11 protein-coding genes and 1 tRNA gene are annotated in these 13,981 nt (G+C 65.6%); 4 read left to right on the top strand and 8 right to left on the bottom strand.

From position 1 onward, the window contains the following. The first annotated feature begins 82 nt into the window (after nucleotides 1–82). The 3 genes from V3B64_RS04680 to V3B64_RS04670 all read left to right on the top strand — a co-directional run bounded on the left by V3B64_RS04680 (nucleotide 83) and on the right by V3B64_RS04670 (nucleotide 2,333). A tRNA-Leu gene (locus V3B64_RS04680) sits at nucleotides 83–168 on the top strand. A 70-nt stretch (nucleotides 169–238) separates the two neighbouring features. Beyond that, on the top strand, nucleotides 239–781 hold the full coding sequence (locus tag V3B64_RS04675) for a GNAT family protein (RefSeq protein WP_032129386.1): 543 nt from the start codon (nucleotides 239–241) through the stop codon (nucleotides 779–781). A 115-nt stretch (nucleotides 782–896) separates the two neighbouring features. Continuing rightward, on the top strand, nucleotides 897–2,333 hold the full coding sequence (locus tag V3B64_RS04670; RefSeq protein ID WP_197616933.1) for a GGDEF domain-containing protein: 1,437 nt from the start codon (nucleotides 897–899) through the stop codon (nucleotides 2,331–2,333). Here the strand turns inward: V3B64_RS04670 and V3B64_RS04665 are convergent. Next, the gene (locus tag V3B64_RS04665; RefSeq protein WP_329913720.1) at nucleotides 2,330–4,156 is read right to left on the bottom strand and encodes a methyl-accepting chemotaxis protein; all 1,827 of its coding nucleotides are present in this window, start codon (nucleotides 4,154–4,156) and stop codon (nucleotides 2,330–2,332) included. The genes V3B64_RS04670 and V3B64_RS04665 overlap by 4 nt on opposite strands. A 255-nt stretch (nucleotides 4,157–4,411) precedes the next feature. Next, nucleotides 4,412–5,014 carry a GNAT family N-acetyltransferase gene (locus V3B64_RS04660; protein ID WP_239669684.1) on the bottom strand — a complete coding sequence of 201 codons (603 nt, stop codon included), beginning with the start codon at nucleotides 5,012–5,014 and terminating at the stop codon, nucleotides 4,412–4,414. 95 nt (nucleotides 5,015–5,109) lie between these two features. Here V3B64_RS04660 and V3B64_RS04655 point away from each other — a divergent pair, with 95 nt between their 5' ends. After that, a complete protein-coding gene (locus tag V3B64_RS04655; protein ID WP_121503560.1) occupies nucleotides 5,110–6,198 on the top strand; it encodes a DUF5694 domain-containing protein in 1,089 nt (362 codons plus the stop codon). A 39-nt stretch (nucleotides 6,199–6,237) separates the two neighbouring features. On the opposite strand, the gene V3B64_RS04650 is transcribed toward V3B64_RS04655, so the two are convergent. The 6 genes from V3B64_RS04650 to V3B64_RS04625 form a co-directional block, all read right to left on the bottom strand. Next, complete coding sequence (locus V3B64_RS04650) at nucleotides 6,238–6,468, bottom strand: hypothetical protein (protein ID WP_049400551.1); 231 nt, start codon at nucleotides 6,466–6,468, stop codon at nucleotides 6,238–6,240. Nucleotides 6,469–6,530: 62 nt separating this feature from the next. Beyond that, nucleotides 6,531–8,720: a PAS domain S-box protein gene (locus tag V3B64_RS04645; RefSeq protein WP_049461919.1), complete on the bottom strand. Its 2,190-nt coding sequence runs from the start codon at nucleotides 8,718–8,720 to the stop codon at nucleotides 6,531–6,533. A 207-nt stretch (nucleotides 8,721–8,927) separates the two neighbouring features. Further along, complete coding sequence (locus V3B64_RS04640) at nucleotides 8,928–11,315, bottom strand: Tex family protein (RefSeq protein ID WP_121503561.1); 2,388 nt, start codon at nucleotides 11,313–11,315, stop codon at nucleotides 8,928–8,930. 207 nt (nucleotides 11,316–11,522) lie between these two features. Beyond that, complete coding sequence (locus V3B64_RS04635; protein ID WP_005410085.1) at nucleotides 11,523–11,738, bottom strand: hypothetical protein; 216 nt, start codon at nucleotides 11,736–11,738, stop codon at nucleotides 11,523–11,525. A 402-nt stretch (nucleotides 11,739–12,140) separates the two neighbouring features. Next, nucleotides 12,141–12,596 (bottom strand): hypothetical protein, encoded by a 456-nt coding sequence (locus V3B64_RS04630; RefSeq protein ID WP_147427810.1) that lies wholly within the window; start codon nucleotides 12,594–12,596, stop codon nucleotides 12,141–12,143. 133 nt (nucleotides 12,597–12,729) lie between these two features. Beyond that, a complete protein-coding gene (locus V3B64_RS04625; RefSeq protein WP_147427812.1) occupies nucleotides 12,730–13,965 on the bottom strand; it encodes a hypothetical protein in 1,236 nt (411 codons plus the stop codon). Between the last annotated feature and the right edge of the window lie 16 nt (nucleotides 13,966–13,981).

Below are 13,981 nucleotides of genomic sequence, written 5' to 3'. Positions count from 1 at the left end.
GGCCGAAGCCGACAGGAGGCGCCCCGATCGGCCTCCCCACTATGAAAGCCGTGCCGACCTCGGTTACACTCGCACGCTGCCTGCCGGTGTGGCGGAATGGTATACGCAGCTGACTCAAAATCAGCCGGGGGTGACCCCATGAAGGTTCGAGTCCTTTCACCGGCACCACTGCATCAAAGGCCAGGTCCCCGACCTGGCCTTTTGCATTTTCAGGACCGGAGCGCCGACACTGGCGACGATGCCAACGCCCGCCCTGCCCACGCTCCCTGCCACCCTGCCCGCACGGCTGCGTCCACTGCACGTGGATGATGCTGCCGCCTGGGCCGGCTATCTCTCGCTGCCGGGCGTGACCGAGCACACCAGCTGGGGCGACGTTTCCGAAAGAGCACTGCGCTGCCAGATCGCCGGTTACCTGCCCACGGCAACGGACCAGCGCTGGGCGCTGGTGGGCGCCGACAGCCAGCTGATCGGCACCGTTGGCCTGAACGGAATCGACCTGTCGCATGGCCGCGGCGAACTTGCCTATGATCTCGATCCGCGCTGGCAGGGTCAGGGACTGGCCACGCACGCAGCACGCGCGGTGCTCGAATGGGGCCATGCCGCACTCGCCCTGGTCCGAATCCAGGCGACTGTCCTGGACAGCAACGCCCGCTCGATCGCCGTGCTGGAACGCCTCGGCATGCAGCGCGAAGGCCTGCTGCGCGCTTACCGGCGGGTTCGAGGACAGCCCCGTGACTTCTGGATGTACGCCCGCGTCGAAGGCTCCGCGTCACCATGCTGAAACACAACTGCGACTTCCGGCAAGCTTCGAAATAGACGCAGCGCACACTTTTCTTGCAAGCCACACGTGCTTCTGCCTATCGTGATCCCAGCCGGAGCTGGGGGCGGGGGAATGCATGACGTTGCGTGCGGCACTGTTTTTTCTGGTCACGCACGCGCTCGTCATTGCCTTTGTTGGCCCGCAGGACCCGGTCGGCTCCTACCTGATGCTGATCACTGCGCCGTTGCTGGCTGCACTGGCCTGCGTGCGGCGTGCGCGTGACAGCCGCCAGGCGGCCTGCAAATGGCGGACGCTGGGCGCTGCCGTGGGCCTGTTCTCGCTGGCCCTGCTCGCCCTGCTGTACCGCAATGTGGCCGGCCTCGATCCTGCGCAGATGACCGTGTCTTCGCTGATCCTGTACGTGTTCTACCGCATCCCCCTGACCTACGTGGCCGCCAGCCCGGGCGGCGGCAACCGCTGCATCCGCGCGGTGGACCTGCTGATCATCGCGCTGCTGTGGCTGCTGTACTTCGGGCACACGCGGGCGATGGCGCATTTCAACGCCGCATTGTGGACGCAGTGCCTGAACGCCATGAGCAACCTACAGAACAGCCTGGTGTTCTGCTTCGCGCTGATCCGCTTCCTGGCCGAGGACAATCCCGACCGCCGCGATTTTTTCCGGACACTTGCGATCTACGCGCTGGGCTATTTCCTGCTGGCGTTCTACATCAACACCTACCAGCCGCAGCTGCCTGACGGCAACTGGGGGGACCTGCTGATCAGCGGACTGTTCGTGGTGCTGGCCGTCATGGCCGCCAGCAAGCGCCGCTATCCGGCGGTGGAGGTATCGCGCAGCCTGCGCCGCATCGTCGACGCCGGCGTGCCGTTGATGCTGCCCTTGCTGCTGATGATGGTGGCGCTGCTGGTCGCGCGCCTGCAGCCCACCCTGGCCACGGTGGGCTTCATTGGTGCCATGCTCGGCTATGCCCTGCGCAGCGTGCTGAGCCAGGTGGAGATCCAGCGCCAGCGCGATGAGCTGGAAACGCTGGCGCGGCGCGATCCGCTGACTGGGCTGGGCAACCGCCGCAGCTTCGACGAATCTCTTGGCAATGCCCGTGGCCGCGCACGCCGCCAGGGACTCGGGCTGGCGGTACTGATGATCGACATCGACCACTTCAAACGGCTCAATGACACCTATGGCCATCCGGAGGGCGATCGTCGCCTGCAGTCGGTCGCCGCCATTCTTGATGGCTGCCTGCAACGGGGTGACGATCTGCTGGCGCGCTATGGCGGCGAAGAGTTCATCGCCGCCCTGCCCTCGCCCGATGCCGCCCACGCACTGGGCCTGGGCGAACGGCTGCGCGCTTCGGTCGAAGCCGCAGCCCTGCCCGCCCCCGAGGCCACCGTCACCATCAGCATCGGCGTGGCCTGGCAGGCACCCGGCGAAGACCGCGATCCGCGCGACCTGGTCGAACGCGCCGACCAGGCCCTGTATCGCGCCAAACATGCCGGTCGCAACTGCGTACGCGGCGACGCCGATAGCAAGGAAGACCCGTCCGGTCGCCGTGCCTAGACCGCGTGCAGCCCCGCTGTTCCGTGCCGGTGCCCGGCCCCGCCCTGCACGCGGAAGCTGGCCACGGTCTGCAGCAGCTGCGCCGACTGCTCTTCCATGCTGCGCGCCGCCGCCGACGCCTCCTCGACCAGGGCCGCGTTCTGCTGGGTGCCCTGATCGATCAGGTCGACCGCATGATTCATCTGCTGGATATCGTCGCTCTGCTGCTGCGAGGCCGTGCTGATTTCAGTCATCAGGTCACTGACCCGGCGCACGTTGGTCACGATTTCATCCATGGTACGGCCCGCGCTCTCAACCTGCGCCGTGCCGGCGCCCACATTGGCAACCGACTCATCGATCAGGTGCTTGATCTCCTTGGCTGCGCTGGCCGAACGCTGCGACAGCTCGCGGATCTCAGTGGCAACCACGGCAAAGCCGCGGCCATGTTCACCGGCACGCGCAGCCTCCACCGCTGCGTTCAGCGCGAGAATGTTGGTCTGGAAGGCGATGCCGTCGATCACTCCGATGATGTCGACGATGCGCCGCGACGAGGCATTGATCACCGCCATCGTCTCGACCACCTCATGCACCACAGTGCCGCCTCGTGCGGCGACGTCGGCCGCTCCGCCGGCCAGCTGGCTGGCCTGGCGCGCGTTGGTGGCCGTGCGCTGCACGGTCTCGGCCAGGCCTTTCATCGACACAGCGGTTTCCTCCAGCGAGGCCGCCTGCTGCTCGGTACGCTGCGAGAGGTCGCTGTTGCCCTGTGCGATCTCGGTCGCGCCGACTGCGATGGTGTCCGCGGCGAACTTGATCTGGCCGATGATCGCGGCCATCGCCTCGACCAGCGAATTCACGCCTTCGCACAGTTCGGCGATCGACCCGTTCTTGTCGGCGGTGGCCACGCGCTGGGTCAGATCGCCCTGCTTGGCGGCAGCCACCACCTCGCGGGTCTGCGCCACGGCGCGCTGCATGGCCTGGTTCTCGTGCACCTGCGCGGTGATGTCGGTGGCGTACTTGACGACCTTGAACGGCTTGCCATTGAGGTCCAGGATCGGGTTGTAGGATGCCTGGATCCAGACCTCGCGCCCGCCCTTGCCCAGGCGCCGATACTGGCCGGCGTCATATTCGCCCCGCCCGAGCTTCTCCCAGAACTGGCGATACTCGACGCTGCTGCGATGCTCAGGCTCGACAAACAACGAATGGTGCTGCCCGCGCACTTCGTCCAGGTTGTAGCCGGTAGCGGCCAGGAAATTGTCATTGGCCGACAGGATGCGGCCATCCATGCTGAACTCGATCACCGCCTGCGATTTGGCGATCGCGGCCAGTTGTCCCGCCGAGTCGGCCGCCTGCAGCTTCTGCGCGGTGATGTCGGTCGCGAACTTGACCACCTTGTACGGCCGCCCCTGGCGGTCCAGCACCGGGTTGTACGAAGCCTGGATCCAGATCTCGCGCAGACCTTTGCCGAAGCGGCGGTACTGTCCGGCGTCATATTCGCCACGCCCCAGGCGTACCCAGAAGTCGCGGTATTCCGCGCTGCGCGCCTGCTCGGGGTCGACGAACAGGGAGTGATGCTTGCCCTGGATCTCCTCCAGCCGGTAACCCATCGCCTGCAGGAAATTGTCATTGGCCCGCAGGATGGTGCCGTCGAGCGCGAACTCGATGACGGCCTGCACGCGATGCAGCGCGGCCACCTGCGCTTCCAGCTCGGTGCGGTCGGTCATCGCCGCCTCTGTGCTGGTGCGTTGCTGCGGCGCCAGCACGCCAAGCAGCGCACGCCACGGCGACCAACGGGTATGCAGCTCGGCCGGCGCCTGCGCGCCTGCCGTGAAGCCTGGAATGAGCATTGTCTGATCCTCGGTGTCCGGTAAGCGGTTGTGACCCGACGGGCGGGATGCCCGGCGGCAACATCAGTTGCCAGGGACTACAGGTGCCAACGGGCACCTCTCGAGCGACTGCCAAGAACGTCTGCTGCGGGTGCGATCGGCATCTGGAAGCGGCGGAACACACTGCGCGGACCGCCCGTCGGGGGCAGCCTGGGGTCCTGCGGCGGGTGACTGGAGCGGGATCCAGAGGGAGTATCGGCGACGCCGTCGGCCGCTTTAGCGGGATTCCGCGACGTCCGTCGCAACTCTGTGCATTGCAGCGGGAATGCGGTAGACGATTGCCGTGTACTTCACGCCCTGCTCACGTGCCACTGCCTGCCCACCAAGGGACTCAGCCAATGCACGGCTGGACCGGTTCCGTTCCGCCACCGGGTAGCGGAACGCAGCACAGCGAAGGCGCCCAGAGGCCGCCGACCACACCGCCGCCACTGCCTCGCGGCCATAGCCGTGCCCATGCATCACTTCTGCGATCCAGATGCCCAGTTCGGGTTCTGCTTCACGGGCTCGATGCAGGCCTGCCAGGCCAAGGAATACCCCATCCCCGCGCCTGCGGATCACCAACGTGATGTCGGTCCCGTCGGCGATGGTAAGCAGCCACGTCCGCCAGACGGCAGCAAACGCCTCCTTCGAGGGTGGCGGCTCAAACGCCATATAGCGGGTCAGCCCGGGTGTGATTGCCACAAATGCCTCGTCGGCGTCACCGGGCGTGAAAGGCCGGAGGTGCAGCCGCGGACTGTCGATGGTCCAGTCGTCCAATGTCATCTTCTGCATCGCCTGGGCATTGCGTGCAGCATCGCTCAGCAGAAGGATGCAGCTCAAGGCAGAAAGGTTTACATGACCAATGCGGGATTCCCCAGCAGGAGAAAATGACCAGCATGAAGGCCCCGCAGGATGCTTATCGACATGGAGATCGCATGTTCCCTCGCTTTGCCAGCCTTCTCTTCCTGGCCCTGTGCAGCAGCAGCGCGCTGGCCAACGACGCCGCCTATCGACCCGCCTTCCACCCCGACCAGCTGAAGGGACCACCCGCAGGACGCCCGAACGAAGTGCTGGTGCTGGGCAGCCCGCACCTGTCCAGCCTGCCGGAGACCTTCACGCCGGCGATGCTGGAACCTCTGCTGCAGCGCCTGGAAGCCTGGCGGCCCACCGCGATCGCGGTGGAGAACCTGTCCGGCCTGCAGTGTGACTTCATGCGCCGCAATCCGGCCCGATACGCGGAGAGCGTAGCGGACTACTGCGTCGATCCGGCACCGGCGCAGGCCGCCACCGGCCTGGACGTGCCCAGCGCCAACGTGGAGATGGAACGCCTGCTTGCGGATTGGCCGAAGGCGCCAACCGCTGCCCAGCGGCGCCGATTGGCCGCCGTGTTCCTGGCCGCGGGCGAAAGCAGCTCGGCAGTCGTCCAATGGCTGCGGCTGTCCAGGGAAGAGCGACGTGCTTCGGACAGCCTGACACCGGAACTGGTGCAGTTCCTCGACACGCGCATGGCCCGCCGCAACGAGGCCGGACTGGTGGCCGGCGTACTTGCGGCACGCCTGGGGCTGGAGCGCCTGTGGTCGGTCGACGACCACACTGCAGATTCGCCAACACCGGAATCGCAGCAGAAGGCCTACGCTGCCGCCATACGCGGTGCCTGGGACAATTCCTTCGTCAAAGCGCGCAGGGCGGCCGATGAACGACTGGAGGCCAATCTTGCTCAACCGGATGGATTGCTCGCAATGTATCGCGCCTACAACACGCCCGAGGCCGCGATGGTGGCCTTCAACAGCGATTTCGGCGCGACCCTCGTCGAGCCCTCGCCGGAAGGCTTCGGCCGCAACTACGTGGGCTACTGGGAAACCCGCAACCTGCGCATGGTCGCCAACATGCGCGACATCCTGGGCCAGCATCCAGGCACCCGCATGCTGACGATCGTCGGTGCCTCGCACAAGGGCTACTACGAGGCTTACCTCGATCTGATGCACGACGTGCAGCTGGTCAGTTCGGATGAAGTACTGCGCTGACGCAACATGACGTGGAGGATGCGGTGACCATCCACCGCATCACTCCACCGCGTTCCTGCCCGTCCGCCACAGCACGATGCTGGCGGCACCGATACAGGACAGCGTGAACACCAGCAGGGCGACCGCGCCGCCCTGCAGTACCGGCAGCAGGGCCTGCGCGTGAAGGTCGCCGCGCAGCTGTTCCGCACGCAGGCAGGCGGCCAGCGCGAGGCACCAGCCAACCATCGCCGGGGCGTAGGCCCGCATCGCAACCGGGTTCCAGACCTTCATGGGATCACCTGCATGAGTGGATGTGCGCGCAGTATTCGCGCACGCCCTCTCACAGGCTGAGATCAGCCTTCGGCGGCTTCGGAATCATCGCCGGGCAGCTCACTGGCCTCGCCTTGCACCTGTACGTTGTTGCGACCCATTGCCTTGGCCCGGTAACACTGGGCATCAGCCGCTGCCACGGCCTGGTCCACGCTCATCCCACCCGCCAATGGCGCGATACCGATGCTGGCACCCACATGCAGGCGGTCCCGGTCCCACGGAATCGACAGCGACGCCAGGGTGTGCAGCAGTTCACCGCCGATGCGCGCGGCACGACGCGGCGTGCAGCCGGACAGGATCACTGCGAATTCGTCGCCGCCCAGACGCGCCACTACGTCCGAATCGCGCACACCGTGGCGCAGCACGCTGGCCACCGCCCACAGCACGGCATCGCCGGCCAGATGGCCCCAGGTGTCGTTGACCGGCTTGAAGCGGTCCAGGTCGATGTACATCAACGACGCGGCCTGGCCAGTTCGCTCGACGCGGGTGATCGCCTGCTGCAGATGCACCTCGAAACCGCGACGGTTGCTCAGCTCGGTGAGCGGATCGATCTCGGCCAGATGGCGCGCTTCGCGCTGGCGCGCGCGCTGCTGGGTGTCATCACGCAGTACCCACACTGCACCGCGTACATGACCTTCATCATCGCGCAGCCAGGCACGGGTCAGGTCGACCGGGATCGTGGCCGTGCCCAGGCGCAGCAGAAGATCGGCGTGCAGGTCCACCGCATTGCTTTCCGGGTCCAGCAGGACCGACACATCCAGTACCGAGCCGGGCGCATATTCGGTGGTCAGTGCCAGCACGTCCTGCACCTTGTGCCCGGCCAGCGACAGCGCGCCATCACCCGCCAGGGTGCGTACTGCGGCGGCATTGGCGTAGTCGATACGGCCATCCAGGCTGACACTGAGCACCAGGTCGGCAACCGCATCAAGCGTGATACGGCTGCGCTGCTCGCTCTCGAACAGGCGCTGCTCGCTGCTGCGCTGGGCGCTGATGTCCTGGATCTGCGACACGAAATGCAGCGGTTCACCGTGCTCGGTGCGCACCAGCGACACCGACAGCCGCGCCCAGATCACCTTGCCGTCGCGATCGAGATAGCGCTTTTCCAGGTGGTAGTGGCTGCGCCGCCCGGCCAGCAGATCCTGCACCAGGGCCAGGTCGGTCTGCAGGTCATCGGGGTGGGTCAGGCGCTGGAAATCAACCTGCAGCAGTTCTTCGCGGGGGTAGCCCAGGATCCGGCACAGTGCGTCATTGACGTCCAGCCAGCGTCCTTCCAGCGACACCAGCGCCATGCCCAGCGCCGCCGACGTGAACGCACCGGCGAATTTCTCTGCCGACAGGCGTGCTTCGGCGCGCGCCTGCAGGATCTCGGTGATGTCGATGGACATGCCGACATAGCCGATCCGCGCGCCGCCAGCACCATCCATGCGGCTGATCGACAAGCGCACCTGGCGTGGCTGGCCATCCTTGCGCCGCAGTGTCCACTGCCGTGAATAGGTCTGCTCATCGGCGCGGGCGCTGAGTGCTTCAAACGCGCCCGGCAGGCTTCCGTCCGCAGCCGCCAGCGGACGCAGCCAGGCCGCCAGCTCGTCCGGATCGTGGAAATCACCCAGTCGCCGCTGGCCGACCACTTCTTCCGCGCTGTAACCCAGCAGGCGTTCCGCGCCGGTATTGAACAGGGTGATGGTGCCTTCGGTATCGGTCGCGATCACCGCCACCTCATCGGACGCGTCGACCACGGCCTGCAATCGCTGCCGGCTCTCGGCCGCATCCTGCCGCGCCTGCTGCAGCTCGGTCACGTCGGCGTGCGCACCGGCCATCCACAGCGGTCGTCCCTGCCCGTCCCATTCGAACACGCGGCCACGATCGTGGATCCATATCCACTGGCCATTCTTGTGGCGCATGCGCAGCAGGCAGACATAGTTGTCGCTGCGGCCTTCGAAGTGATCCTCGAGTGCCGCGTCGGACAGGACGATGTCGTCGGGGTGGACCAGCTTCAGGAACGTCTTCTGGCACACCGGCTCCAGCTCTTCCAGGCGATAGCCGACAATCTCCGCCCAGCGCGCATTGACCCGCATTTCGCCGGTCTGCACGTTCCATTCCCAGGTACCGGCAGCGGTGCCGTCGATGATCATGGCCAGGCGCCGGCGCTCCTCTGCCAGTTCCTGCAGGCGCCGCTCGAGCAGACCGTTGCCGTTGTTTCCCTGGCCCGCCATCAATCCGGTCCCCGGCCCGCACAGGCGGGCAGCAGCCGCAGCACAACACTGCAGCCCTCAACGAAGACAACGGGTCCTGCTGGCGTCATGGCCCTCCCCAGCGACAGCGGGGAGGCCAAACGCCCCCCTCAGGCGCAAGTGTGCGCAATCACGGGGAAAATCGACAAGTCCCCCGCCACGAATCAAGCGTGACGGGGGACACGGTCCTCAACTGCGCTTGGCGCGGGCGAAGGCCTCGGCCAGGGCGTTGTTGGCCGGGGGCGCGGACTGAGCGGGACGGCCGCCATTGCCCTGGCCCCGGTTTGGCCCGCGGTTCTGGCCGCCTGCGTCGCGGCGCGGCCCCTGCCCCTGGCCGCGATCATCACGCTGGCCCGGGCGGCTGGTGGCCTGCCCAGGGGTGTCGTCCAGGCGCCGGGTCAGGGCGATGCGCTTGCGCGCCACGTCCACCTCCAGCACCTTGACCTTGACGATATCGCCGGCCTTGACCACGTCGCGCGGGTCCTTCACGAAGGTATCGGAGAGCGCCGAGATGTGGATCAGGCCATCCTGGTGCACGCCGATATCGACGAAGGCGCCGAAGGCGGCCACGTTGCTGACCACACCTTCCAGCACCATGCCCTCGCGCAGGTCCTTGATGTCCTCGACGCCCTCGGCGAAGCGCGCGGCCTTGAACTCCGGACGCGGGTCACGGCCCGGCTTTTCCAGTTCCTTCAGGATGTCGCGCACGGTCGGCACGCCGAAGGTGTCGTCGGTGAACTGTTCTGCCTTCAGGCCGCGCAGGAAGCTGCCATCACCGATCAGCGCCTTGATCGGGCGCGCGGTGCTGGCCACGATGCGCTCGACCACCGGGTAGGCTTCGGGGTGCACCGCCGAGGCGTCCAGCGGCTGGTCACCATCGGCGATACGCAGGAAGCCGGCGCACTGCTCGAAGGTCTTCTCGCCCAGGCGCGCGACCTTCAGCAGGTCCTTGCGACGCTTGAACGGGCCATTGTCGTCACGATGGCGCACGATGTTCTCGGCCACCGTGGACGACAGGCCGGACACGCGCGACAGCAGCGCGGCCGAAGCGGTGTTCACGTACACGCCCACGGCATTCACGCAGTCCTCGACCCGCGCATCCAGCGCCCGTGCCAGGCGGTACTGGTCCACGTCGTGCTGGTACTGGCCGACACCGATCGCCTTGGGTTCGATCTTGACCAGTTCGGCCAGCGGATCCTGCAGGCGGCGCGCGATGGACACCGCGCCACGCAGCGACACGTCCAGCCCCGGGAATTCCTTGGCCGCGAACTCGGACGCCGAGTACACCGACGCGCCCGCCTCGCTGACCACCACCTTCTGCAGCTTCGGGTTGGCGGCAGCCTTGATCGCTTCGCCGGCCAGCTTGTCGGTTTCGCGGCTGGCGGTGCCGTTGCCGATCGCGATCAGTTCCACGTTGTGCTTGGCGCACAGCTGCTTGATCGTCTGCAGCGACTGCTCCCACTGGCGGCGCGGCTCGTGCGGGTAGATGGTGTCGGTCGCGACCAGCTTGCCGGTGGCATCGACCACGGCAATCTTGCAGCCGGTGCGGATGCCCGGATCCAGCCCGAGTACGGTCTTCGGGCCCGCCGGCGCGGCCAGCAGCAGGTCCTTCAGGTTGTCGCCGAACACTGCGATGGCTTCGGCCTCGGCCTTTTCGCGAGCCTGGTTGAACAGGTCCAGCAGCAGATGGGTGTGCAGCTTGGCACGCCAGGTCAGGCGGCAGGCATCCAGCAGCCAGCGGTCGGCGGCGCGGCCCTGATCGGCGATGCCGGCCTTGCGCGCCACGCGTCCTTCGGCGTACTGGTGGCCGGCCTCGGCCTCGTTGCCCGGGTCCAGCTCCAGGAACAGGATCTCCTCGCGGCGCGCACGGAACAGCGCCAGCAAGCGGTGCGAGGGAATCTTCGCCAGCGCCTCGGCGTATTCGAAATAGTCACGGTACTTGGCGCCTTCGGTTTCCTTGCCCTCGGCCACGCGGGCACGGATCACGCCGGTCTCGCCCAGCCAGGTGCGCAGCTCACCGACCAGCGCGGCGTCTTCGCCCCAGCGCTCCATCAGGATCGCGCGGGCGCCTTCCAGCGCGGCCTTGGTGTCGGCCACGCCCTTGTCGGTGTCGACAAAGGCTGCCGCGAAGACCTGAGGGTCCTGCGTCGGGTCGGCCAGCAGGCCATCAGCCAGCGGTTCCAGACCGGCCTCGCGGGCGATCTGGGCGCGGGTACGGCGCTTGGGCTTGTACGGCAGGTACAGGTCTTCCAGCCGGCTCTTGGTGTCGGCGGCCAGGATGTCGTTGCGCAGTTCGTCGCTGAGCTTGCCCTGCTCACCGATGCTGGCCAGCACCGCCGCGCGACGGTCTTCCAGTTCGCGCAGGTAGGTCAGGCGCACTTCCAGGTTGCGCAGCTGGGTGTCGTCCAGGCCCCCGGTCACTTCCTTGCGGTAGCGCGCGATGAACGGAACGCTGGCGCCCTCGTCGAGCAGGCCGACGGCGGCACGTACCTGGGCGGACTGGGCACCGATCTCGTCGGCGATGGTCTGGGCGATCTGCTGGGCGAGCGCGCTCTGGGCGTTCTTGGCGTCGTGCATTGCTTCAGGTCTGTGCCGCGTTACGGGAAGACCCCATTCTGGCAATCCACGACGGAGCCGGACAAGGCATTGACAGGGGGCGAGGTTCAGCGGTGAGGCCGGAGTGGACGCCGGCATCCTGGCGAAAAGAGGGCTCGGACTGGCCCTGGGCTGGGATGCCGGCGCGGGCGCGCGATGGTGGGCGCGCCCTGCCGCGTGTTGCGGAGGTCAGCGGTAGTGGCGGGCGGCGCGCTGCATGACGATCTCGTCACGCATGCCTTCCAGGGCCATCAGGCGGACCTTGCCGACACCCTGCAGTTCCATGAACCGCTCCGTGTAGAACTCCGGCCCCAGCGCGGTGTCGGCGCGGGATTTGCTGAAGCCGTAGGGCACCACGCCCTTCTCGCCATCCTTGCTACCACCGACATAAAGAACGATTGCCATGTGATGTATTCCTCCAAATTGCTACTGCGTACTGCACTCGATGAGCGATGCTGCGAGCTCATCGAGGGAGAGCTTACCGCGTCGAACCTGACTGGAACGTCACGAAGGCTAATGACGATCGGTTGCATGCAGATGACTGCGGGATCGCAGCAGAATGCTTACGGATCTTTAACTTTCAGCTAACGAATCAGCACCTCCAGGCAATCCCAAAGGCGCTCTCGCATGGTCACTGAAGCAGGCGAAGGGCGCCGGGACGAGCACTGCGGCGCGAAAGGGAATGAGTCGCGCGCCATCACTGACCGGTAACGAGCCCGGCCCGATGCCAGAACTGCTGCTCAGAAGTGGTTCCGCAGAAAAAGTATGAACGGTCGCAGCGTTCGGCAGGCCTCCGGACCTGTAGACCTAAAGCCGCACGCCTGCCGTGCGCTCGAAGTGAATCCGGATGTTCATCCTCCTTTCCACCTCTCTCTGCCGTGCGCGATACGCTTCCAGCACGTCAGGATCCACAACGCCGATATCAATGCGCCCTTCGGCGGCATTCACTCCGATGCCCTCTGCTCGAGGAAAAAAAGCCCGCAGTCGATTTGACGCTACGATCTTCTGGAGGTCCGCAATCGAATGCTCCGCCCCGGGCTCAAAGGTCACCCTCACGGATCCCACTGCCGTCGACACCACCCGACTGGGCACTGGTTCGGCCCCTTTCAGGCGCACCTTCATTTTCAGTGGATGCTGCTCGATCACGCGCCCTGCGTAGCGATCGCCGAACTCCTGGACCATGGCAGAGTTCAACGGTGCCAGCGCTGTTCTTTCAGCGCTCAGCCGCTCAACTTCGCTCTCGCCAACGTTGTCTGAAGCCATCACGCGCCCTGCTGCGGAGTTCAGGGGCGGCGAGGCTGGCTCGGCTGCGCACGAAGTCATGGAAACAACCAGCAATATGCGCGCGACTGCCCTGGCATTCATCTCCCTCTACCCTCCAGATGTCTAGCGAGTATCAGTTTACCTTGACCCCGATGGCATCCTGCACGCGTCCGAGCGGCATGGCAATCACGTGGTTGCATTGACCCGGGAGCGGCCCCTCGCTGTCAGCTCCGCTGACAATTGCAACAGGCATTAGCCCGTTGGTGACGACCGGTCCGCCGCTGTCTCCTCCGTCACACAGGAGCTCTTCCGGCGGCGAAGAGCTGAATTTCATCCAGTTGTCGGTGCATGCCTGGTTGTTGCACACACTGCTACCTGGCTGATAATGCAGGTCATCCAGAACGCCACAACTCCAGCCTGTGCGGGTTCCCCTGTGGCAGAGAATCAGAAACCCCTGCCAGCCATCCACCAGGTCAGTAAGCGGCTCAGCGAGTGACGCAACTGTTTCTGATCCGAAGTAGTTCATGAATATGGACCACGTCGCATTCGCACCGTTGGGCATCGGGTGCCATTGAACATCATTCGCGGCATCCCACCGTATTCTTGATGGATCAACCTGAAGATCGAGAACGACATTGTCTGAATTCCCGGGAATTGACTCGTACCGCAGTACGTCTGGGCAATGAGCGGCGGTGATGATGCCTGCGTCGCCGGAAGGGCTGTACGCGCGAAATCCAAACGTGCAAAAAGCACTATTGTTCACTGCACGGCCACCGGAACGAATGGGCAACGCCGCCAGTGGGCGGTCTCTTGAGGAGGCCGCGCGCAGCTCAATGGGAACGCCCAGGAACCGCTCTATTTCCAGGCGCTCTGCACTCGCAGCCCTCAAGGCTCCATCGTTGGGAACCGTGACATACAGCACCCCTCTCCTTACATCGACACCGATGCCATCCGCATCTGGCACCAACTGCCTCGGCTTGCCCGACCGTAGAACCGCTCGCAACTGCTCGATAGAGTGTAGATGACCTACCTCGAAAAGCACTTCAACTGCCCCGTAAGGTGTTTGAAATCGCCGCCTCGGCTCGGGGGATATCCCCGTAAGCCTCACAGTGACGCGCATAGGCTCTTCCGAGAAATCATGCCCCGCGTAGCGCCCTTTCATCTCCGACACAATCTGGCCTGTCAGCCGGGCCGCCTCCATGCGAAGACTCAGGCGCCGAGACGATTCATCGGTCGTAATACCATTTATCGCTGCGAAGTGACGTTCTGCGGGACCTTCACCGAGCGCACGTGCCGCGGCCGATGCATTTGTTGCGCACTGCGGACTTAGCCCGACCAGGGCGAGAGCCCAAAATACCGATTTTCTCATTCCGCACTCCTTGCAG

Origin of the sequence: Stenotrophomonas sp. SMYL86, from assembly GCF_036320025.1 — a bacterium.
Lineage (GTDB): Bacteria > Pseudomonadota > Gammaproteobacteria > Xanthomonadales > Xanthomonadaceae > Stenotrophomonas > Stenotrophomonas maltophilia_A.
This window is presented reverse-complemented; position numbering and strand designations above follow the sequence as displayed.